22 protein-coding genes are annotated in these 20,470 nt (G+C 63.0%); 16 read left to right on the top strand and 6 right to left on the bottom strand.

Annotated elements, in window-relative coordinates:
• Positions 1-7 precede the first annotated feature (7 nt).
• The 4 genes from B4400_RS23870 to B4400_RS23855 are packed head-to-tail and all read left to right on the top strand — an operon-like array spanning position 8 to position 3,472.
• The gene (locus B4400_RS23870; protein WP_078313119.1) at positions 8-1,207 is read left to right on the top strand and encodes a lipid-transfer protein; all 1,200 of its coding nucleotides are present in this window, start codon (positions 8-10) and stop codon (positions 1,205-1,207) included.
• A gap of 47 nt (positions 1,208-1,254) precedes the next feature.
• A complete protein-coding gene (locus B4400_RS23865) occupies positions 1,255-1,689 on the top strand; it encodes a type II toxin-antitoxin system Rv0910 family toxin (RefSeq protein ID WP_078313118.1) in 435 nt (144 codons plus the stop codon).
• Positions 1,690-1,722: 33 nt separating this feature from the next.
• Positions 1,723-2,610, top strand: coding sequence for an SDR family oxidoreductase (locus B4400_RS23860; protein ID WP_078313117.1), 888 nt, complete (start codon positions 1,723-1,725; stop codon positions 2,608-2,610).
• A 4-nt stretch (positions 2,611-2,614) separates the two neighbouring features.
• Entirely contained in the window at positions 2,615-3,472 is an 858-nt protein-coding gene (locus tag B4400_RS23855; RefSeq protein ID WP_078313116.1) for an alpha/beta fold hydrolase, read from the top strand.
• Between the two features lie 55 nt (positions 3,473-3,527).
• Here B4400_RS23855 and B4400_RS23850 read toward each other — a convergent pair whose 3' ends face one another.
• Complete coding sequence (locus tag B4400_RS23850; protein ID WP_078313115.1) at positions 3,528-4,166, bottom strand: TetR/AcrR family transcriptional regulator; 639 nt, start codon at positions 4,164-4,166, stop codon at positions 3,528-3,530.
• 90 nt (positions 4,167-4,256) lie between these two features.
• Here B4400_RS23850 and B4400_RS23845 point away from each other — a divergent pair, with 90 nt between their 5' ends.
• The 5 genes from B4400_RS23845 to B4400_RS23825 all read left to right on the top strand — a co-directional run bounded on the left by B4400_RS23845 (position 4,257) and on the right by B4400_RS23825 (position 9,889).
• Positions 4,257-4,766 carry a PaaI family thioesterase gene (locus B4400_RS23845; protein WP_286151421.1) on the top strand — a complete coding sequence of 170 codons (510 nt, stop codon included), beginning with the start codon at positions 4,257-4,259 and terminating at the stop codon, positions 4,764-4,766.
• A gap of 11 nt (positions 4,767-4,777) precedes the next feature.
• Positions 4,778-6,328: an aldehyde dehydrogenase family protein gene (locus B4400_RS23840; protein WP_139361551.1), complete on the top strand. Its 1,551-nt coding sequence runs from the start codon at positions 4,778-4,780 to the stop codon at positions 6,326-6,328.
• Positions 6,325-7,161 (top strand): SDR family oxidoreductase, encoded by an 837-nt coding sequence (locus B4400_RS23835; protein WP_078313113.1) that lies wholly within the window; start codon positions 6,325-6,327, stop codon positions 7,159-7,161. The genes B4400_RS23840 and B4400_RS23835 overlap by 4 nt, the downstream gene beginning before the upstream one ends.
• Positions 7,133-8,896, top strand: a complete 1,764-nt coding sequence (locus tag B4400_RS23830) for an AMP-dependent synthetase/ligase (protein WP_502688430.1) — start codon at positions 7,133-7,135, stop codon at positions 8,894-8,896. Before B4400_RS23835 ends, B4400_RS23830 begins: the two co-directional genes overlap by 29 nt.
• A 108-nt stretch (positions 8,897-9,004) precedes the next feature.
• The gene (locus B4400_RS23825; protein WP_078313111.1) at positions 9,005-9,889 is read left to right on the top strand and encodes a hypothetical protein; all 885 of its coding nucleotides are present in this window, start codon (positions 9,005-9,007) and stop codon (positions 9,887-9,889) included.
• Between the two features lies 1 nt (position 9,890).
• On the opposite strand, the gene B4400_RS23820 is transcribed toward B4400_RS23825, so the two are convergent.
• Positions 9,891-10,481 carry an FKBP-type peptidyl-prolyl cis-trans isomerase gene (locus B4400_RS23820; RefSeq protein WP_139360440.1) on the bottom strand — a complete coding sequence of 197 codons (591 nt, stop codon included), beginning with the start codon at positions 10,479-10,481 and terminating at the stop codon, positions 9,891-9,893.
• A gap of 63 nt (positions 10,482-10,544) precedes the next feature.
• On the bottom strand, positions 10,545-11,828 hold the full coding sequence (locus tag B4400_RS23815; protein WP_078313109.1) for an oxygenase MpaB family protein: 1,284 nt from the start codon (positions 11,826-11,828) through the stop codon (positions 10,545-10,547).
• A gap of 53 nt (positions 11,829-11,881) precedes the next feature.
• Here B4400_RS23815 and B4400_RS23810 point away from each other — a divergent pair, with 53 nt between their 5' ends.
• Both B4400_RS23810 and B4400_RS23805 read left to right on the top strand, forming a co-directional pair.
• On the top strand, positions 11,882-12,472 hold the full coding sequence (locus B4400_RS23810) for a TetR/AcrR family transcriptional regulator (protein ID WP_170915091.1): 591 nt from the start codon (positions 11,882-11,884) through the stop codon (positions 12,470-12,472).
• A 205-nt stretch (positions 12,473-12,677) separates the two neighbouring features.
• The gene (locus tag B4400_RS23805; protein WP_078313135.1) at positions 12,678-12,869 is read left to right on the top strand and encodes a hypothetical protein; all 192 of its coding nucleotides are present in this window, start codon (positions 12,678-12,680) and stop codon (positions 12,867-12,869) included.
• A 24-nt stretch (positions 12,870-12,893) separates the two neighbouring features.
• Here the strand turns inward: B4400_RS23805 and B4400_RS23800 are convergent, their stop codons facing one another.
• Entirely contained in the window at positions 12,894-13,106 is a 213-nt protein-coding gene (locus B4400_RS23800; RefSeq protein WP_078313107.1) for a TOBE domain-containing protein, read from the bottom strand.
• Positions 13,107-13,392: 286 nt separating this feature from the next.
• Between B4400_RS23800 and B4400_RS23795 the strand changes: the two genes are divergently transcribed.
• Positions 13,393-14,496 carry a GGDEF domain-containing protein gene (locus tag B4400_RS23795; RefSeq protein WP_139361550.1) on the top strand — a complete coding sequence of 368 codons (1,104 nt, stop codon included), beginning with the start codon at positions 13,393-13,395 and terminating at the stop codon, positions 14,494-14,496.
• Between the two features lie 87 nt (positions 14,497-14,583).
• On the opposite strand, the gene B4400_RS23790 is transcribed toward B4400_RS23795, so the two are convergent.
• Together B4400_RS23790 and B4400_RS23785 are read right to left on the bottom strand one after the other, a co-directional pair.
• Entirely contained in the window at positions 14,584-14,790 is a 207-nt protein-coding gene (locus B4400_RS23790) for a cold-shock protein (protein WP_078294545.1), read from the bottom strand.
• A 406-nt stretch (positions 14,791-15,196) separates the two neighbouring features.
• Positions 15,197-15,613 (bottom strand): DUF5313 domain-containing protein, encoded by a 417-nt coding sequence (locus tag B4400_RS23785; RefSeq protein WP_078313106.1) that lies wholly within the window; start codon positions 15,611-15,613, stop codon positions 15,197-15,199.
• Positions 15,614-15,829: 216 nt separating this feature from the next.
• Here B4400_RS23785 and B4400_RS23780 point away from each other — a divergent pair, with 216 nt between their 5' ends.
• The 4 genes from B4400_RS23780 (at position 15,830) to B4400_RS23765 (ending at position 20,430) form a co-directional block, all read left to right on the top strand.
• Positions 15,830-16,192 carry an ArsR/SmtB family transcription factor gene (locus B4400_RS23780; protein ID WP_078313133.1) on the top strand — a complete coding sequence of 121 codons (363 nt, stop codon included), beginning with the start codon at positions 15,830-15,832 and terminating at the stop codon, positions 16,190-16,192.
• Positions 16,193-16,321: 129 nt separating this feature from the next.
• On the top strand, positions 16,322-18,184 hold the full coding sequence (locus B4400_RS23775; protein ID WP_078313132.1) for a phosphoenolpyruvate carboxykinase (GTP): 1,863 nt from the start codon (positions 16,322-16,324) through the stop codon (positions 18,182-18,184).
• A gap of 61 nt (positions 18,185-18,245) precedes the next feature.
• A complete protein-coding gene (locus B4400_RS23770; RefSeq protein ID WP_078313105.1) occupies positions 18,246-19,901 on the top strand; it encodes a SulP family inorganic anion transporter in 1,656 nt (551 codons plus the stop codon).
• Between the two features lie 154 nt (positions 19,902-20,055).
• On the top strand, positions 20,056-20,430 hold the full coding sequence (locus tag B4400_RS23765; RefSeq protein ID WP_078313104.1) for a hypothetical protein: 375 nt from the start codon (positions 20,056-20,058) through the stop codon (positions 20,428-20,430).
• The last annotated feature ends 40 nt before the right edge of the window (positions 20,431-20,470 follow it).

Here is a 20,470-nt window from a genome sequence, read left to right as displayed (position 1 = left end):
TGGAATTATGGGTAACAGAGTATTTGTGGTCGGCGTCGGTATGACGAAATTCGAGAAGCCCGGACGGCGCGAGGGCTGGGACTACCCGGCGATGACCCTGGAATCGGGCACCAACGCGCTCGATGACGCGGGCATCGCCTACGACCTGGTGCAACAGGCCTACGCCGGTTACTGCTACGGCGAGTCATGCTCCGGACATCGCGCGGTGTACGGACTCGGTCTGACCGGAATCCCCGTCTTCAATGTGAACAGCAACTGTTCGACGGGTTCGAGCGCATTATTTCTTGCGGCACAAGCAGTTCGCGGCGGACTAGCGGACTGCACGCTGGCAATCGGCTTCGAGAAGATGCAGCCGGGGTCACTGGGCTCCACCTACGACGACCGCGAACAGCCGATGCAGAAGCACCTGGAAGCGATGGCCGAACTCCAGGAATTCGCATTCCCCGTCGCGCCGTGGATGTTCGGTGCGGCGGGTGTCGAGCACAATCAGAAGTACGGCTCAACCCCGGAGCATTTCGCCCGGATTGCCGTCAAGAATCACAACCACTCGGTGAACAACCCTTACTCGCAGTTTCAGGACGTGTACACCGAGGAAGAGATCCTGGACGCCAAGATGATCTACGCCCCAGGGCAACTCACCCGACCGATGTGCTCACCGACGTCCGATGGCTCCGCCGCAGCCGTGCTCGCCAGCGAGGCATTCGTGGAGAAGTATGGCCTCGCGGCGCGGGCGATCGAGATCGTCGGCCAGGCCCTGGTCACCGATGTGCCGGGGACATTCGATTCGGGCAGCATGGCAACACTTGTCGGTGCCGATATGAGTCGCACCGCCGCGAACCTTGTGTACGAGCAGGCACAGATCACGCCAGACGATATCGACGTGATCGAACTACATGACTGCTTCGCACCCAACGAGTTACTCACCTACGAGGCGCTCGGGCTCGCCGGTGAGGGAGAAGGCCACAAGCTCGTCGACAACGGCGACACCACCTACGGCGGGCGCTGGGTCGTCAATCCGTCAGGTGGTCTCATCTCCAAGGGGCATCCCCTGGGCGCTACCGGTCTCGCGCAGTGCGCCGAACTGACCTGGCAGCTGCGCGGCACGGCGGGTAACCGCCAGGTTGACGGCGCGAAGTCCGCTCTGCAACACAACATCGGCCTGGGCGGGTCTGCGGTGGTCACCGCCTACCAGCCGGCCAACCGATGAATTCTGTTATCCGACAATCAGTTCCTATAGAAGAGGAGTAATGCATCATGGCCAAGGCCAACGTTTCCAAAGAGATCGCCGCGCCGCAGGAAAAGGTATGGGCCACCATTTCCGATCCTGCTCGCTTCGAGGAATGGCTGACTGTACACACGAAGTGGAAGGAAGCTCCACCGGCGCAGCTGTCCAAGGGCGCCACCATGAGCGAAATTCTCACGATCATGGGTATGGCCAACACCATCACGTTCACCGTCGACGAGTTCGACGCCCCCAGCAGCACCACGTTCTCGGGCACCGGCATGGCCGGAGCGAAGATCAGCTTCCGGCTCACCGTCGAGCCAAAGGGTGACGACGCCTCCATCGCGACGGTCGATGCGGAGTTCATCAGCCAAATGATGGTCGGAGCTATCGGTGGAGCGATCGAACGCGCATCGACGAAGGAACTCAACGAGTCCCTCGACAAGCTCGCCACCCTCGTCGCCTGACATTCGATCATTCACTCTCAGAAGGAAACTCATATGGGTTCAATGAAGAATCGGGTCGCGATCGTGACCGGGGCGGGTCGTGGCATCGGCCGTGAGCACGCGCTACTGCTGGCCAAAGAGGGCGCAAGTGTCGTCGTCAACGACCTCGGAGGCGCCAACGACGGTAGCGGTGCAGATGTCGGCCCCGCACAGGAAGTGGCGAACGAGATCGTCTCCGCGGGCGGCAAAGCGGTTGCCAATACCGACAACATCGCCACCTGGGATGGCGCGAAGAGCCTTGTGGATCAAGCTATTGCCGAATTCGGCGGCCTGGACATCGTCGTCAACAACGCTGGCATCCTCCGTGACGGATTCGTTGCGGCCATGGAGGAATCACAGTGGGACAGCGTTCTCGCGGTGCACCTGAAGGGGCACTTCGCGGTGTTGCGCCATGCCGCCGGATACTGGAAGGAACAGTCGAAGGCAGGCAAGCCGGTCAACGCTGCCGTGATTAACACCGCATCTGCATCCGGCACCTTCCTGACGAACGCGGGCCAGGTCAACTATGGTGCCGCCAAGGCAGGTATTGCCGCCCTCACTCAGGTCGCAGCGCTGGAGCTTGAGCGCTACGGGGTGCGCGTGAATGCCATTGCTCCTGTGGCGAGAACTCGGTTGACCCTCGCGACGCCGGGCATGAGCGCGATCTTCGCCGAAGAGGTTCCCGAGGGTGAGTTCGATGCGTTCAGCCCCGCGAACATCGCACCCGTGGTGGCGTACCTTGCCGGCGAGAAATGCCCCTTGAACGGCGCTGTTCTCGCGGTCCAAGGCGGTGCCATCACCTTGCTGGAGGGCTGGACGTCACGGGAAACCGTCGAGACCGAAGGTCCGTGGGTTCTCGACGAGCTGCCCACTCAGTTGGACCATTGGGCGGCTGGGGCCTGAACGCATGATTGATGAGCGACGTGCTGTCTACGCCGGTGTGGGCACGCGCGAACTGTTCGTAGAGGGGGAGGGGCCGGCTGTCGTGCTTCTGCATGGTTTTTCCCACTCTGCGGACGCATGGCGTCCGCTTCTGGACCGGTTCGAAGAAGCCGGGCAGGCCGCTGTCGCGGTGGACCTGCCCGGCTTCGGTGCCGCCGACTCCGCCCGGCCCGGCGCATGGCTGCCACAGGGCGACCGCTTCGTCGGGGAGGTGATCGCGCGGCATGGTCGGAACGCTTCGGTCGTCCTCGTCGGGAACTCGCTCGGCGCGTATCTGGCTCTCCGCGCGGCGGCCTCACCCCAGCGGCTTCCCATCCGGGGCATTGTGCCCACGGGCACTCCCGGCATGGGGTGGACGCGGCTGGTCCGGGTCGGTCAACTGGGTGCCGCACGTTTCTTCGCGCGGGCGACCGTATGTACCCCTCGGACCCTTCGGGCATATCTTGCCGACGCGGTCATCGGGCGGTTGATCTACGGAAACCAGGCATCGCGGGACAAGAAGATGGTGCGCACCCTCAGTTCTCAGTTGTACGGCCGCGGCGACGCCCACAAGCTGCTGGTGCAGGGGCTTCGCATGAAGGCGGAAGTCGATGGCGAGCCGGCGATTACCGGTATCTCGTGTCCTACCGTGCTTGTGCATGGGCGCCGGGATCGACTTGTCGCGCTCGCGTCGAGTCAGGGCTGGCACCAAGCCATTCCACAGAGCCGGCTGGTGGTGCTCGACGACGCAGGCCACTGTCCGCAGCTGGATGAGCCCGACTACATCGTCAGCATCTCCCGCGGGCTAACCGCCGGAGATGCCGATCAATCCAGGCCGGCGTGACACAGGCGGGCCGGTGAGCAGTCGTTGATCACATTTCCTCTGCCGGCATCTTTCGTTAGCCCTGACCGGATCGGCGGTCCAATAGGTGACTGAGTTCGGCCCTGGTTGCAGGCCAGGGGTCAGGTTTTCTCGGCCGTTGGCGGGGTTCGATGCTCAGGCGCAGAGCAAGGCCACGCATGGTGTCCAGCGCGACGCCGATACGGCGATTCCACACCGGTCGAGGCAGGTCGGGCGGTATCAGATCGGTTGCCGCTGCGGTTATCCCGGCGCTCATGGTTCGCTCCAGTGGGGCGAGCCGTTCGTAGAGTTCAGCGTCTTCGCTGGCGGCGAACCATACCCGGATCCACACCTGGAACAGCTCACTCGTGAAGTAATCCCACATCACGTCCAGTGCCTCGGCCGTGCGGGTATCGCCAGTAGCCGGCAGATCCGCCACCCGGGCTCGCAGCTCGTCGACGGCCAGTCGGCCGACTTCGTCCAGCGTGGCCGCAATCAGATCCAGCCGGGACGGAAAATGGTATGCCAGGGCACCTGGCGAGGAATCGGCCATTTCGATCACACGTCGGGTGGTGGTGGCGAGATAGCCGTGCTCGGCAATGCTGCGAATCGTCGCGGTGATCAACGCGGCACGCGTGTGTTCACGGCGCTGCGCCTGCGTGCGGGGTGCCGGAATCTGCGCGCTGGATCTGGGCATGACTCCACTCTAGCCAAACGGGGCAAGTGCCCCGTAACATCGCCTAGGTTAGTTGCGGGGCACGTGCCCTGTTTTTCGAAGGAGTATCCAATGGCGATCGCAGACCACGTAAGTGCGGGTGGGGGCACCCACTCCGATATGGATGCACTGGCCGCAATGATCAATGCCGGGATGGAGCACGCCGTCCCGGCGATGCACCAACTGGGCATCCGGGTTCTTGAGGTCGGGCCCGAGCACGCGGTCACGGTGGTACCACTGGCGGGCAACAGCAACCACATCGGCACCATGTATGCGGGCGCACTATTCGGTGCCGCAGAGCTGCTCGGTGGCGCCCTGTTCTTTCCGAATTTCGATGCGGCACGGTTCTACCCGACCGTGAAGGACCTTCAGATTCGTTATCGACGGCCCGCGACCACCGATGTGCGGGCGCGGGCGTCACTGGGCGCGGCCACGATCGACCGCATGCAACAAGAAGTCCGGATAACCGGCAGAACCGAGTTCGTGCTTGATGCTGTCCTGACTGATAACTCCGGCGCGACAGTGGCCACCACGCATGGCACCTATCAGATCCGCACTTCCGGCGAATCCACACCGTCATGAAGGAACTCGCCATGGAGGCAAGCACAAACCGGGCTCTGGATCAGCGGCCCACCGTCGATGTACACAACCCGGCCGACGGTCGATTGGTCGGCAAGGTCATCGACGAGTCCACAGAGTCGGTCGCCGAGAAGGCGCTCGCCTTGCGGCAGGGGCAGGGGGAGTGGGAAGCCCTGGGACACAAGGGCCGAGCCCGCTGGCTCTTCACGTTTCAGTCGTGGCTTCTCGACCATTCGGCGCATATCGCCGATGTCTTGCAGTCCGAGACCGGCAAGCCGCGCGCCGAGGCAGAATTCGAGGTCCCTGCATGGGTTGACCTGATCAACTACTTCGCTCGCAATGCGGGCAAGTTCCTGGCCGACGAGCGGCCAAGACCGCACAGCCCACTCGGCTGGACGAAGACGCTCACAACCACATACCGGCCCTATCCGCTAGTCGGCGTCATCGCCCCATGGAACTTTCCCCTCGCTATGGCTGGACTTGATGTTCCGCCCGCACTCATGGCCGGTGCCGCCGTACTGCTGAAACCGTCCGAGGTGACCCCACTCAGCGCACTGGAGCTCGCACGGGGCTGGGACGAAATCGGCGCACCAAAGGTTTTCGCGGTCGCGACAGGGCGTGCCAATACCGGTGGGGCGGTGGTCGACGCTGTCGACTACGTGCAGTTCACCGGCTCGACGAGCACCGGTCGAAGTATCGCGCGGCGATGTGTCGAGCAGCTGAAGCCGTACAGTCTGGAGCTCGGCGGGAAGGATCCCGCGCTGGTACTGGCCGATGCGGATATCGACCGCGCTGCGCACGGTATTGCCTGGGGCGCGTTGTTCAACGCCGGCCAGGTCTGTGTCTCGGTCGAGCGCGTGTACGTCGAGGCGCCCGTCTACGACGAGTTCGTCTCGAAACTCACGCAGCGTGTCCGTGAACTGCGTCAGGGGCAGGATGACAGAGGTTTCCGCTTCGACACCGGGCCAATGGCGAACATGACTCAGCGCGATATCGTCCAGCGACACGTCGATGAGGCGATTGCGGCCGGCGCACGCGCGACTATTGGCGGAAAGCCCACTGGCCGCGGCACATTCTTCGAGCCGACGGTACTCGTCGACGTGAACCAATCGATGTCCTGCATTCACGAGGAGACGTTCGGCCCGACGATTCCGGTGATGAAGGTTGCCGACGAGGACGAGGCGATTCGGCATGCGAACGACTCACGCTACGGTTTGTCGGCATCGGTGTGGACTCGCGACCAGGCGCGCGGGCGTCGGGTCGCCAGGAAGCTCGATGCCGGCGCGGTCAACATCAACGACACCATCGCGAATTTGTTCAGTTTCGCCTTGCCGATGGGCGGCTGGAAGCAATCCGGTGTCGGGTCACGCTGGGGCGGGGCGGCCGGCGTGCGCAAGTACTGCCGACAGACCGCTATCACGGAGCCACGTCTGCCGCCGGTGATCAACGAACCCATGTGGTTTCCCTATTCCAAGACCCGGATCCGAGTCGCTTTCGGTGCCATGCGTGCTATTGGTGCACAGGGCCTGCGTCGAATCGGCTTATCAAAGGAGAAAGTTCGATGAAGAACAATTCAAATATTTTGCGCGGCAGGGTAATCGCTGTCACCGGTGGCGCGCGCGGTATCGGATTCGCGACGGCTTCGACCTTGCGCGCGCTGGGCGCCAAGGTGGCCATCGGCGATGTCGACGAGGTCGCGGCCAAGCAGTCCGGCGCGGATATCGACGCGTTCGCGAGCCGGCTGGATGTCACCGATCTCGCGTCGTTCACGGCATTCCTTGACGACGTGGAACGTGAACTCGGGACGCTGGACGTGCTGATCAACAACGCGGGAATCATGCCGGTCGGCCAGCTGACCGACGAGCCGGACACGGTGACCCGGCGCATCCTCGACATCAACGTGTACGGAGTGATCATCGGAACGAAACTCGCTGCGCAGCGCATGGTTCCGCGCACATCGGGGCATGTCATCAACGTCGCATCGCTGGCCGGCGAGACCTACACGGCCGGGCTCGCTACCTACTGCGCGAGCAAGCATGCGGTCGTAGGCTTCACAGACGCGGTGCGCGTAGAAAACCGGAAGACGGGAGTGCACTTCTCGACGGTGCTGCCATCGTTTGTGAATACCGAACTGACTTCGGGCACAACGGGTATCAAGGGCCTCAAGAACGCCGAGCCTAGTGATATCGCCCACGCCATAGTCGATCTCATTATCAACCCGCGGCCCAAGGTACGAGTCACTCGGTTGGCTGGCGCACTCATTTCATCGCAGAAATTCATGCCGCGCGTCATTGCGGAAGGGTTCACCACGCTCTTTGGCGGAGATCACGTCTTCACTGACAACGTCGACACGGCGCAGCGCAAGGCGTATGAGGACCGCGCCCGCGGTGAAAGGTGAAGGCAGATATATGACGCCGCGAACATTGGTCGAATCGTTCCAGTCCGTTGCCGCACGCCAACCCGACGTCGTGGCGATCCGCAGCGCCGACGGTGCGACCGCCCTTACCTGGCGACAGTATGCGCAGCGGGTCCGCGCGATAGCGTCCGGCCTGGCCGCTATCGGGGTCGCACCGGGAGACACCGTCGCCTTGATGCTGACAAACCGGCCTGAATTCCATCTCTGCGACACAGCGGTCTTACACACCGGCGCGACGCCGTTCTCCGTGTACAACACCAATCCCGCAGCAGTGCTCGCGTACCAGTTCGAGAACGCCGGAAACCGCGTGGTGATCTGCGAGAAGCTTTTTCTGCCCACGGTGCTCGCCGCGGTCGCGCACGGCGGCAAGGTCGAACATGTGATCTGTGTCGACGGGGAGGCCGGCGGCGTCATCAGTCTGAGTGCGCTTGAATCATCCTCCGCCGGCGACTTCGATTTCGACGCCACCTGGCGGTCCGTGCGGCCCGATGACCTGCTGACAATCGTGTACACGTCCGGCACCACGGGTCCACCGAAGGGGGTGGAGCTCACACACACCAACTTCATCGAGAACGCCCGTATCACTGACGATTTCGGCGGAATTGGTGCGGCGGATCGGGTGATCTCCTACCTGCCGGACGCCCACGCGGCCAACCGCTGGTTCGCCCACTACACAAACCTCTTGCACGGCGTCACCGTGACCACGGTGCCCGACGTCAAACAGGTGCTTGCCGCGTTGACCGTCGTGCGGCCAACCGCGTTCCTCGGCGTGCCACGCATCTGGGTGAAGCTCAAGGCGGCACTCGAACAGCGGATTGCCGATGAGCCCAGTCCAGTGAAGCGGCGCCTGGCACGGTGGGCGTTCGCGACCGGGCAAGCCAAGGCCCGCATCGAGTCGGCCGGAGGGCGCCTTCATGTCTTGGGCAGTATCCGGTACGGATTCGCGGATCGGATGGTGTTGTCGAAGGTGCGCGCACAACTCGGCATGGACCAGATACGCCTCGCGGTCACCGGCGCCGCACCCATCCCGCCCGAGGTGCACGAGTTCATTCTCGGACTCGGGGTCCCGCTGTGCGAGGGCTGGGGGATGTCGGAATGCACCGCTGCGGTGACCGTCAATCTGCCGACCCGCATCAAGATCGGTACCGTTGGGCGGCCGGTACCCGGCGCGGAAATCATCCTCGCCGACGACGGCGAGGTGCTGGTGCGCGGGCCGATGGTGATGCGTGGCTACCGGAAGGATCCCGAAAAGACCGGCGAAACAATTGATTCCAATCGCTGGTTGCACACCGGCGATATCGGGTCCATCGATGAGGAGGGCTTCCTGTCCATCATCGATCGGAAGAAAGAACTGATCATCAACGCCGCCGGCAAGAACATGTCACCCACGAACATCGAAAACACGATAGCGGCCAACTGCGCACTCGTCGGGGTTGTGGCGGTGATCGGTGACGCACGCCCGTACAACACCGCATTGATCTGTCTGGACCCCGATGCGAAGACCCGGTACGCGTCGGAACCTGCAATCCACCAAGCAGTCGAGACCGGGATCGCCGCGGCGAACGCCAAACTGTCTCGCGTGGAACAAATCAAGAGGTTCACCGTCCTGCCCGAAACATGGGAGCCCGGTGGCGATTACCTGACACCGACACACAAACTCAAACGCAAGTCAATCGACGCCCGCTACGACGAGCTCATTCAGCAGATGTACTCGTAAACATCGGCCCCAAAGGGGAGGCCTCGGCCGGTCTAACCGGAGTCGCCGAACCAACCGTAAGTAGAATCGACCGATGTCGATGACCGCACGCAATGACACTGCTACTCCATGCTGATCGGCATCGCGGCGGCCGTGCTCGCGTGCCTTGGGTATGGGACCGCGTCGGTTCTGCAGGGTTACGGTGCCCGTCAATCCGCGGCGAAAGTTCACGGCATGAGCGACGACGGTGCCTCCACGCTGAAATCGACGATTGCCGCGATGCTGACTCCGGCATTCATCGCCGGGATGGTTCTCGATCTCGTCGGGTTCGCGGGCAGTCTGGTGTCGGCGCGGTTGATTCCGCTGTTCCTCTCCCAGACGATCATGAGCGCCAACCTTGTGGTCACCGCGGTGCTCGGCATCGCCGTACTGGGTGTGCGTCTGCAACGACGGGACTGGCTGGCAATCTCGGCCGTGCTGCTGTCGTTATGCGTCCTCGCAACGACAGCCGGGCATCGCGGCGAGGACGCCGCACCGGTGTCCGTGCACTGGGGCGTGCTGATCGCGTCAGCGGTGGTGCTGCTCACTGGCCTCGGCTCTATCCGCCTGCTTGGCACCCGCGCCGCGATCCCGGCGGGATTGTGCGCCGGGATTCTCTATGGGGCAATGGCTGTCGCGGTCAGGGTCCTCGATGGACTCGATCCGTTGCGCGTGAAGGTCATGCTGTCCGATCCAGCCGCCTACGCGGTGATCCTCGCGGGGGTGGGTGGCTTCTATTTGTTTACCGTTGCGCTGCAAGTGGGTTCGGTCAACGGTGCGGCGGCGGCATTGGTGGTGGGGGAGACGGTCGTGCCCGGCGTCACCGGTGTCGTGCTGTTAGGCGACAGCGCCCGCCCGGGACTGGGCTGGCTGGTCGCCGTCGCATTCCTGGTCGCGGTTGTCGCGGCGGTGGCAGTGGCCGCGTTCGGTGCCGTCGAGAACGCGCAGTCGACGGCGCCCGAGCCGGCCCGATGAATCAGTTAGACGCGTCGAGGATCTTGATCGCGAAGACCAGTGTGTCGCCCGGGCGGATGCCAGCGCTGGGCTGACCGGCCGGATAGCCGTCGGCAGGAACCATCGCCACAGCGACGGTGGACCCGACCTTCTGTCCCGCGATGGCCTTCTTGAAGCCCGGCACCACTCCGTTCAGCGGAAACTGAGCCGGGGCGCCCCGGCTATAGCTGCTGTCGAACACGGACCCGTCACGACCGTTGACACCCATGTAGCAGACCGAAACCGTGGCTATGTCCCCGACGATCGGTCCGGTACCGGCCTGCAGTGTGTGCACCTGGGTCTCGGTCACGCTGAACGGAGCGGTCACGTTGACGGATGGCGCCGCCGTATCCGTCGATCCACTGACCGCGACATTGCCGGTGCTCCCGGCCTGCGTCCACTCGGGCGTGCCACCGGTCTGCGGTGCTGCTGTTGGGCACCCACTGGCCGCGGTTGCCGGGTCGGCAGGCGCCGATTTGGCCTCCGTATCGGACCCGCACGCGGCGAGCGCTAGAACGAAGGAGGCGGCGCAGGCTGCAAGCGCGACGGATGGGTACACACGCGAAGAGTTCACGGTGGTCACGCTAACAGCTGCCTTCCAAGGCGGCGGGGCTGGTCGCCGGTGCGCTCCTGAACGTCAACGCTGAAGTTCCGGTGCGACAAATTGTTCGGCCTCGTTACCCAGTGCCCATGCGTGCCAACGTTCCCACGCACGTATGTTGATTGACTGCCAGAGACGGTCAATGGGCGGGCAGACCCGTCGCGCGGCCTCAAGCGTCAGAATCAACGGAATCCGCGCAATGAGGTATGCGAGCCCACCGCCGGGCGCCGGAATATGGTGCTGACGGCGAATGTGGCCCCTGACATAGAGTCTGGCGTGTGCAGCCTGTACCCGAAGATGTCCAGCGGCGCGTAGGCGATCGCCGAGGCCCGCATTCGGTGCGGGTGCGAACGAGGGCACGAAGGATTCGATGAGCTGGCGACCGTTTTCGCCCGAATCGTAGGACCGGGCCGTATCGAACATGTAGAGAATCCGGATACCGTCCGCCAAATTCGTCGGATAGATAGCGTCGCACCGTACGCCAAGCATATGCCCGAGATACCTGCTGAAATGCATGCACGCCTCGATCTCACGCTTGGACGTAATATGGCCCAGCGCATAAAGACCCAGGCCCGGAGCGACGCTGCCGCCCATGAGCGTAAGTAGCATCTCCGCCTGGCTAATCGGCAGACCCCACCGCTGGGTATCCCATTCGACATGCTGCTGTACGCCTTTTCGAATACTGACATGCATGATGCGGACCTTCATCGATATTTCGCGGGCCCTGGAGCCGGGGGTCAACGCAGCCCCCGGTCGGCACGACTCGATCCACCAACGGCTTGTTTCCAGATAGCGGTGCAGGGCGCTCTGTCCGGCATAGCCGCCAGCCAGGACGAGGGGGACAGCGAGTGATCCCTCGGTGTACGTGTCCATCGTCGCGGCATTGGCCATTGCGCCCATGTGATATGCCCACCGTCGCCAGACAGCCGCACCGGCCTCGATGAGTTCGGGATCCACCCATTCAGGGATGTTCTCGAATTCAGCGAACAGTGCACGCATCGACTCGGGCGCCTCCGGAACGGCTTCAACCGAGTCGGCCAGTGCACGGTCGACGAGTTCGTTGGTCCTCTCGCGCCCCAATTCACCGTAGATGGTTTCAGCCACAAAGCGTTCGGCGACCGGATCTCCGACGGTGCGAAGACGCGCAAACTCCGCGGCAACCTCGGGCCGGGGAAACACATCGAAGCCCGTCAGACGTCGCACCCACCTCCTCGCCGTAAACGGACCCCAGGATCGAGAACGCTCATCCCAACGGAAGGCAGTGGGGGCTGCCGACCGAGCACTGGGCTCCGGTGGCGCGATCGATGTGGGGGAGTTCATGGTGAGAGAATAAGATGAGCGATAACTCACCTTCTACTCTAATCGGAGCGATCATGGCTAGAGGCTCTGAACTGGTACAACAGCGTGCACGAGACTCTCGTGAGCGGATACTTGTAGCGGCCGCTCACCTTTTCGGGCAACGCGGCATCGTGGGCACGTCCACCAACAGGATTGCTCAGCAGGCAGGGATGAGCATCGGCTTGTTATACCGATATTTTGCGAATAAAGAAGAGATCGCGCATGTGCTTCAACGCAGACTCATCAATACCCTCGAGCAGAGGTTTACGGAGGCTGTGTTCGAGAGCATTAACCTCGACCCGGTAGAGGCGTTCGCGCGCAGCCTCCGCGTCATCACCGAGATACTCAGTGAGCAAGGCGATCTGGTGCGCGCGTTCGAATCCCAAGGAACTCGCGTCGAGGCCTTCACGGGAGTCGAAGAAAGGCTCCATATGCTCTCGCGGACATACCTCCTGCAGCACCTGGGCCCACTACCAGATTCCGAGCTTGAGGCGCGTGCATTCGTCCTCGCCACCACGGGCCTGGCAATGTGCTACCGGATCGGTGTCGCACGGCCGCAAGGTATCTCAGCGCAGCAGTTGACGACCCTTACCGCCAAGATGCTGTCCACGCTTGCCGCTCCGTAATGCCCGAGTCAATCCGGGGTGTTGACGGAATTCGGACCCGCGCTGAGCCATCCGGGCGGGGGAGCGTGCGGCGGCCGAGGTGATGTCGGAGGAAGGCTGACCGCACATACGGGCGGCGTGCTCGTAAACTGTTGCCATGAAGTGGTTCTCACGGAGACGTAGCGAACGCCCCGAGCCCGTTCAGCTCAGCCCCGAGGCCACGTCGGTGGTCGATCAGCTCGTCGACCACCATCACGACCGCGATTGGCCGACGGCCGTTGGTTGGTACCTGCCTGACGAAGAGCCGCCATGGGATGCGCTTGATGAGCTTCGCCGCAGTGGCTACTGCGAGGTCCAGCGGGACGGCGACGAGGTCGAGGTGGATTTCACCGAGCTCGGGCACCGCACCTTTACGTGAGACCCAGCTCGCCGCGAACCTGAACTACTCGACTCCCACCGTCACCTCGGTGGACTTGATGAAGACGGTGGCGGCCTGACCGACGGTGAGCCCGAGGTCGGCCGCGGCGTCCTTGGTGATTGAAGACGTCACGACCTGATCGCCACCGTCGAGCCGGATCTTCACAATGGCCATCACGGTTCCGACATTGACCTCGGTGATGGTTCCAGTCAGCTGATTGCGTGTAGATAGGCGCATGACATCTCCTTACCTCGGTGTCCGGGTATCCATGTTCAGGCTAGTCAACGTGTCGGCCGCGAAGCACAGCTATCACCTTCCCGCCCGAGCTGGTGGCCACAGCCGCGAGCGATTTTTGCCGCCAGGATGACCGGATTACCGCCGCATCGTTTGACCAGCAACCGCTTCGGAGCGCGCACGTCAGAGAAGAAGGCTACGATGTCGCTGGCCTGGTTCGGGCGCGTGTCCGAGGTCCAGCGCGGTACCGAGGTTCTCGTAGCGAAGTGTTGATTTCTTAGGCGGAAACATGTCTAGCCATGTCATGAACTTCCGCGATCGTGCGGAGCAGATCTATGCGGCCAATACCGAGACGCTTGAGGGCATTCGGCTGTTACGCCCTGTCTGGATCCTCACAGCTATCTGCGCACCCGGCATCGGTGCCGCAGCGATAACGCTGGCCTTCGAAGGTATGTCCACGGTTCCGCTTGTCTGTCTCGCGATTTCGATTCCGGCGTTCGCCTGGGGCATCCGGTACGCCCTCAAAAAACCCATCACCTACGCGGAGTCCATCGCCTATATCGCGTACTGCGATCTAGCGATCACAGTCGGTGTCTGCGTCGTCACGGAGACCGGTATCGCGTTTCTCAAGCTGGTGTGGCTGGTTGCCGCCAACACCTATGCGTTCGCGTTTCACGGCCGGTTGGCGATGGCACTGCAGGCTGCGGTGACCGCACTGGCGACCGGGTTGACGATAGGCGGTGCGGTGATTCGCGGCGATTCGAGCACTCCGGCACTCATCACGACCGTGGCTACCGTGATCTTGGTCAACGCGGTCGCCGCCTGGGCAATCTACGTGGGCATGGCGCAATTCGGCGAGGTCGCCCGCGACAAGGATCGCCTTGCCCGCCACGACGAACTCACCGGCCTGCTCAACCGCCGCGGCCTTCAGCAAGCCTGCGCGGACTGGGCCGGTGACCCAACCGGCAAGCACGTGGCAGTCGCTGTCATCGACCTGAACGGGTTCAAATCGATCAACGACAAAGAAGGACACCACGCGGGCGACCACGTACTGCAGCAAACGGCTCAACTGCTGCAGCTGTTGGCTGGTCCCGATACGTGGCTAGTCCGGCTCGGTGGAGACGAGTTCGGTGTCGTTGCCGTTCTCGACGCACACCGCGTGCTCGACTACCAGCACGCGGTCGAAGACGCCCTCGCCGGCGACGTCACCCAGATCGATGCCAGTGTCGGCGTCGCATCCGAGGAACTATCGCGGGCCGACGACAGCGCACCCATATCACTGGCGGTGATAGTCGCGGACTTACTCATTAAGGCCGACAGCGCGATGTACGCCGCGAAAAGGCATGCGACATCGCAAGGGGCCAATCTCATCGAGCGCCGCACCAGCCTCTGAGCCGATAGTCTGGACGGCGAACAAAAAGCTGGCCGCCCAGGAATCCTGGACGGCCAGCCGAGCGCATTTATCTTGCGCGGTAAGACTTTAGACAGTCTGCACTGAGACTGCCTGGGGGCCGCGATCGCCGGCTTCTTCTTCGAAGCTGACGCGATCGTTCTCGTTGAGGCTGCGGAAGCCGCCCTTGTCGAGGATGGCCGAGAAGTGAACGAAGAGGTCCTTGCTGCCGTTGTCCGGGGTGATGAACCCGAATCCCTTTTCGGCGTTGAACCACTTCACGATGCCTTGAGCCATGCGATTACTCTCCTGAGTATCTAATTGCGGGGTCGACGTTCGACCCTGGGTCTTGCGGAGGTACGCGAAATCAAAGCAACCGGTAAAAGTCACGGAGATTGGTGTGTGTCCGCCGCGGAAAATCTTCGCGAGCGTGTCACTAAGAAAATCAACCGGTTTCAGCATATCAGAGGTCGAGCCCGATAACCAATGACCGACAATAGTTCGGTGCCCCAGAACATGAATTGGCCACCGGATTCCAAATACAGGGCAGGGAGTGGTCCGACCAAACTGCTTGATGCTGAACGGAGCTCGTTCACGAGGGTGATGGGCGTGATCTCACCATCGTTGAACGGCCCGGGGGCCTTCCGGCCAGCTCTACGATCTGCACGAAATAAGTTGCTGTCGTGCAGTTTTCGTGGGTGATTCAGATAGGGTCGCTGCTGGAATAGGTGTCGTTTGTCTGTGTGCGCGCGCCATACCTTTGGGCGTATGCCTGGTGCTTGCGTGCGTTCTTTTCGTGGTTGACGTTGTCGGCGAGTTTGGGGTCAAGGCCGTGTGTGGCGAGCCGGTGGCGCCGCCAAATCTTGTTGAGAGCGTGGGTCATCAGGATTGCCCAGACGTAGATGGGCAGTGTGATCGCGGTATGCAGCAGGAGTCCGCCGGGCAGCAGCCAGAATGGGGCCAGGATGAAATGGGGCGGGATCACGTAACGAATCATGTGTCGTCGAATGGCCCCGGGGCCGGCCAGGTCGTTGGCGACCCAATCGCCCATGCTGTCGGGCAGGCGCCGCCCATACGCGTAGGTGATGTACTGCCATGCGGTCGGCCGGTCGGTGGCCATCGACAAACTCCTCGTTGGATGCCCGGTGTGCCTGGTCGGTCGCGCCCACTGGGTAGGTATTGGGTGGCTCTCACCGGAAGCGGGCATCAGACAGCCCTGATGAGTACAAGGTAGCCCCGGTGAGAGCCATGGAGAACTATAGACGGGCCCTTGTCCTGGGTTATTGCCGGGTTGCTAATGTTTGCATGTTGATTGTTTTGGTGAGGTGGGCTTGTGGTGGATGCACGTCAACCGCTGTATCGGATGAAGGCGGATTTTTTTAAGACGCTGGGGCATCCTGTGCGGATACGGGTGCTGGAGTTACTCAGCGAGCGGGATCAGGCTGTATCGGAGATGCTGCCGGAAGTTGGGATCGAGCCGGCGAATTTGTCCCAGCAGTTGGCGGTGCTGCGCAGAGCAGGTTTGGTGACGGCGCGGCGTGAGGGGTTGTCGGTGCTGTACACGTTGACCTCTCCACAGGTGGCTGAGCTGCTGGCCACGGCGCGGCGGATCTTGACGGGGGTGGTTGCCGATCAGGCCGAGTGGCTCGATGGTGCCGCGCCGGCCGAGCCGGTGGTAGTAGCGCAGACCCGGCGCTAGTCGGAGGTATCGACGGGGGTATCTCCGACTAGCGCACTAGTTGCGTACTTTCTTAATTAGCGTGATTTATTGATGGTGATGTTCTCAAGCGTGGGCAAGGAGAGTGTTGTGGCGAGTTCTGTGGATGCAATGGATACGGCGCGGTCTGTGCAGGGGTTGGCGCCCGCGCCGACCACGCACGCCGGAGTGTTGCTGTGGGTGTCGGAGATGGCCGAGTTGTTGGGTCCGGATCAGGTGGTGTGGTGTGACGGGGCGCGCGCCGAGTGGGATCGGCTGACCAAGCAGCTGGTGGCTAAGGGCACATTTGTGCCACTGACGGGTAAGCCGAATTCTTTTTGGGCTGTGTCGGACCCGGCGGATGTGGCGCGGGTGGAAGACCGCACGTTTATCTGCTCGGAGAACGCGGCCGACGCGGGTCCGACCAACAACTGGATGGACCCGGTGGATATGGCCACGATCATGACCGAGGAATATCGGGGCGCAATGGCGGGGCGCACCATGTACGTGATCGCGTTCTGCATGGGCCCGCTGGGCTCTGATGACCCGAAGTTCGGTGTGCAGGTGACTGATTCGGAGTATGTGGCGGTGTCGATGCAGATCATGACGCGCTCCGGTACCCCGGTGTGGGATCGGCTGGGGCTGCGTGGCCGGTTCGTCAAATGCGTGCACTCAGTGGGCGCCCCGCTGACACCGGGACAGGCAGATGTGCCGTGGCCCTGTGATGAGACCAAGTACATATCGCATTTCCCGGCCACCCGCACGATCTGGAGCTACGGCTCAGGCTACGGGGGTAACGCACTGTTGGGAAAGAAGTGTTTCGCGTTACGCATCGCGTCGGTGATGGCCCGCGATGAGGGGTGGTTGGCCGAACACATGCTGATCCTCAAACTCACCTCCCCGCAAGGTGTCGTGAAGTATGTAGCGGCGGCGTTCCCGTCCTCGTGCGGCAAAACGAACATGGCGATGCTGGCCCCCACGTTGTCGGGCTGGACCGCCGAAACGATCGGCGATGACATCGCCTGGATGCGGTTCGGGGCCGATGGGCGCTTGTATGCGGTCAACCCCGAGGCCGGGTTCTTCGGGGTCGCGCCGGGTACTGGGCGGGGTACAAATCCGCACGCGATGGACACTATCGAGCTGGGCAACTCGATCTTTACCAATACGGCGCTGACTAACGATGGGGATGTGTGGTGGGAAGGTGCGACCGACACCCCGCCCGAACACTTGACCGACTGGCGCGGCCAGCACTGGACGCCGGCATCCACCGAGCCCGCTGCGCACCCGAATTCGCGCTATTGCACCCCAATCGCGCAGTGCCCGACGGTGGCCCCCGAATGGGATGACCCCACGGGGGTGCCGATCTCGGCGATCTTCTTTGGCGGCCGGCGCGCCAGCACGGTGCCGCTGATCACCGAATCCCGGAACTGGCGTCACGGGGTGTTCCTGGCCTCCACGCTGTCTTCCGAAACCACCGCGGCGGCTGCCGGTGAAGTCGGTGTCTTGCGCCGCGACCCGATGGCGATGCGCCCGTTCCTGGGCTATCACGTCGGCGACTACTTTCAGCACTGGCTCAATATCGGTACCCGCAGCGATCCGGATCTGCTGCCGAAGATCTTCTATGTCAACTGGTTCCGCCGTGGTAGCGATGACAAGTTCCTGTGGCCCGGTTTCGGGGACAATGCCCGCGTCCTCAAGTGGGCGCTGGAGCGCCTCGAAGCCACCGCTGACGCGGTCGCAACCCCAATCGGCTACCTGCCCACCGTTGATGCGATCGATCGCACCGGGCTGGATATCAGCGATCGGGACCTCGAAGAGGCGCTGTCGGTGAACATCGACGAATGGATCGCCGAAGCCGAGTCGATCGATTACTGGTATGCCAGCATCGGCGGCAACCGGCTGCCCGATGACCTGCGGGTCGAGCTGGGCGCCCTGCGGACACGACTGGTCGAAGCACGGCAGGGATGCGCCGGCTCGGCCACCGAATCACGGTGACCATCAACCCAGATGAGGCCTCGGTGCCGCAGCGGGGCCCGATCGGTCACGGCTGCCGGTGATGGGTGCAGCCGGTAGCGGCGCGGTGGCGCGGCTGCTGCCGCGACGCAACGATTACGCCGGTTTGAGTCGGTCATGGCGCCGCGACATCCTGGCTGGGATCACCGTCGGGGTGGTTGCGCTGCCGCTGGCGTTGGCGTTCGGGATCAGCTCGGGGGCCGGGGCCGCCGCAGGCCTGATCACGGCGGTGATCGCCGGTGTGATCGCGGCGGTGTTCGGTGGCTCACATGTGCAGGTGTCCGGGCCCACCGGGGCTATGGCGGTCGTGTTGGCGCCCATCGTGGCTCAATATGGCAGCGGCAGTTTGGCTTTAGTCACTATCCTGGCCGGGATCATCGTGGTGGCCGCGGGCATCACCGGGTTGGGTCGTGCGGTTACGTTCATCCCGTGGCCTGTGATCGAGGGCTTCACCCTGGGGATTGCCGCGATCATCTTCCTGCAGCAAGTCCCCGCCGCCGTGGGCCTGTCGGCACCGCAGGGCCACCCCCCGCTGGCCGCCGCGATCGACGTTCTCATGCACACCCGCTGGAGCGTGGCCGCATCACCATTGTTGGTGGTGGGATTCGTTGCGGCGCTGATGGTTGGCCTGCCGCGGCTGCACCGTGCCATCCCCGAATCATTGACAGCAGTCGTGGCCGCAACCGTGCTGGTGACCGCCACAGGATTGTCGGTCGCCCGTATCGGCGAATTGCCGTCGCGGCTACCGGCGCCGCTGCTGCCGCACGCCAATCTGGCTGCCTTGCAAGCCCTTCTGGGAGCAGCAGTGGCAATTGCTGCCTTGGCTGCGATCGAATCGCTGCTATCGGCGCGGGTCGCGGCCACCATGTCACCCACCGGCCCCTACGATCCCGATCGCGAGCTCGTCGGGCAGGGCCTGGCCTCGGTGGCCTCCGGGGTGTTCGGCGGGATGCCGGCCACCGGAGCGATCGCCCGCACCGCCGTCAATGTCCGATCCGGGGCCCGCACCCGTGTCGCGGCGATCACACACTCAGTTCTGCTGCTCGCGGTGGTGTACCTGGCCAGCGGGCCAGTGGCTGCCATCCCGTTAGCCGCACTCTCGGCGGTCCTGATGATCACCTCCTTCCGGATGATCTCGGCGCGCACTGCGGTCACAATCCTGCGCTCCACCCGCTCCGATGCCCTGACCTTTGCTCTCACCGCAGTTGTCACGATCTGTTTCGATCTGATCGAAGCTGTGGAAATCGGCATCGTGGTGGCCGCCTTCTTCGCCCTACGCGTCGTGGCGCGACGCAGCAGTGTCACCCGGGAAGAGCTACCCGGCCCTCCGGAGCCGGGCGATGAGAGGATCGCACTGCTGCGCCTGGATGGCTCCATGTTTTTCGGTGCGGCCGAACGCATCTCGAATACCATCACCGACGCCGACCATCCCGACGTCAATGTTGTGATCATCCGCATGTCCCAACTGGGCATGCTTGATGCCACCGGCGCACACACGCTGGCCCAGATCGCCGAAGACCTAGAGGCCCGCGGCATCACCGTAATCATCAAAGGTGTACGCCCCGAACACCTCAAACTGTTGACCAACGTGGGCGTCATCGAATCCCTGCGCCACGAAAAACACCTCATCGACACCCTCGAGGACGCTATCGCTCACGCCCGCAGCCACGCCGGCCGTCCCTACCCCACACACACCTGACAGGAAAGCCCCGCATGCACTCGTGGACGTCCATCACCGTACTTATTGCGCTCATGAGCGCAACCGTGTTCGTGGTCTGGAAGCTGCAGCGCTAAGAGAGGCAAACCGGTATGAGACTGCCCGACGATGCCATGTAGGCGGAAAGGCCACACCTGTGAGCTACACCCACGACTCGGCACACGCGAAGATCCTCATGGAGGGTCTCGGGGGTGGGGTATGCCTGCTCGCGGTGCACTGGCACGTCCAGGAGGCCGACAGGCAAGCGTACCTACCGAGGATCCGAGCGACCACACTGAGCATAATCCGCTCGCTTCTCCGCGACGGCCTATTCGAGCTGGGCACTATGGCGCCAAACGCACACCGATTTGTGCCGACCGATGATCCCGAAGCTGCGCTACGCGAGGTCCGCGCCGACTATGTCGACAACTTTGACATATTCGGATGGCAGTACCGCTGGTGGCTGATCATCACCGCGCAAGGCAGACAGTTGGCCGAGCCCCTTATCACGGCCTATCAACGTGAACTTTAAGACACCCCAACAACGTTCAGAGTGCAAAGGAGCAGCTCCG

The sequence above is a fragment of the Mycobacterium sp. D16Q13 genome (assembly GCF_002013375.1).
GTDB lineage: Bacteria > Actinomycetota > Actinomycetes > Mycobacteriales > Mycobacteriaceae > Mycobacterium.
This window is presented reverse-complemented; position numbering and strand designations above follow the sequence as displayed.

Excerpts from the sequence above, each read along its gene's own strand:
- B4400_RS23870 (WP_078313119.1), top strand. The coding sequence starts at position 8 with ATGGGTAACAGAGTATTTGTGGTCGGCGTCGGTATGACGAAATTCGAG.
- B4400_RS23835 (WP_078313113.1), top strand. The coding sequence starts at position 6,325 with ATGAAGAACAATTCAAATATTTTGCGCGGCAGGGTAATCGCTGTCACC.
- B4400_RS23840 (WP_139361551.1), top strand. The coding sequence starts at position 4,778 with ATGGAGGCAAGCACAAACCGGGCTCTGGATCAGCGGCCCACCGTCGAT.
- B4400_RS23850 (WP_078313115.1), bottom strand. The coding sequence starts at position 4,166 with ATGCCCAGATCCAGCGCGCAGATTCCGGCACCCCGCACGCAGGCGCAG.
- B4400_RS23810 (WP_170915091.1), top strand. The coding sequence starts at position 11,882 with ATGGCTAGAGGCTCTGAACTGGTACAACAGCGTGCACGAGACTCTCGT.
- B4400_RS23785 (WP_078313106.1), bottom strand. The coding sequence starts at position 15,613 with ATGGCCACCGACCGGCCGACCGCATGGCAGTACATCACCTACGCGTAT.
- B4400_RS23775 (WP_078313132.1), top strand. The coding sequence starts at position 16,322 with ATGGATACGGCGCGGTCTGTGCAGGGGTTGGCGCCCGCGCCGACCACG.
- B4400_RS23845 (WP_286151421.1), top strand. The coding sequence starts at position 4,257 with ATGGCGATCGCAGACCACGTAAGTGCGGGTGGGGGCACCCACTCCGAT.
- B4400_RS23855 (WP_078313116.1), top strand. The coding sequence starts at position 2,615 with ATGATTGATGAGCGACGTGCTGTCTACGCCGGTGTGGGCACGCGCGAA.
- B4400_RS23865 (WP_078313118.1), top strand. The coding sequence starts at position 1,255 with ATGGCCAAGGCCAACGTTTCCAAAGAGATCGCCGCGCCGCAGGAAAAG.
- B4400_RS23800 (WP_078313107.1), bottom strand. The coding sequence starts at position 13,106 with ATGCGCCTATCTACACGCAATCAGCTGACTGGAACCATCACCGAGGTC.
- B4400_RS23860 (WP_078313117.1), top strand. The coding sequence starts at position 1,723 with ATGGGTTCAATGAAGAATCGGGTCGCGATCGTGACCGGGGCGGGTCGT.
- B4400_RS23795 (WP_139361550.1), top strand. The coding sequence starts at position 13,393 with ATGTCTAGCCATGTCATGAACTTCCGCGATCGTGCGGAGCAGATCTAT.
- B4400_RS23815 (WP_078313109.1), bottom strand. The coding sequence starts at position 11,828 with ATGAACTCCCCCACATCGATCGCGCCACCGGAGCCCAGTGCTCGGTCG.
- B4400_RS23790 (WP_078294545.1), bottom strand. The coding sequence starts at position 14,790 with ATGGCTCAAGGCATCGTGAAGTGGTTCAACGCCGAAAAGGGATTCGGG.
- B4400_RS23825 (WP_078313111.1), top strand. The coding sequence starts at position 9,005 with ATGCTGATCGGCATCGCGGCGGCCGTGCTCGCGTGCCTTGGGTATGGG.
- B4400_RS23830 (WP_502688430.1), top strand. The coding sequence starts at position 7,133 with ATGAGGACCGCGCCCGCGGTGAAAGGTGAAGGCAGATATATGACGCCG.
- B4400_RS23770 (WP_078313105.1), top strand. The coding sequence starts at position 18,246 with ATGGGTGCAGCCGGTAGCGGCGCGGTGGCGCGGCTGCTGCCGCGACGC.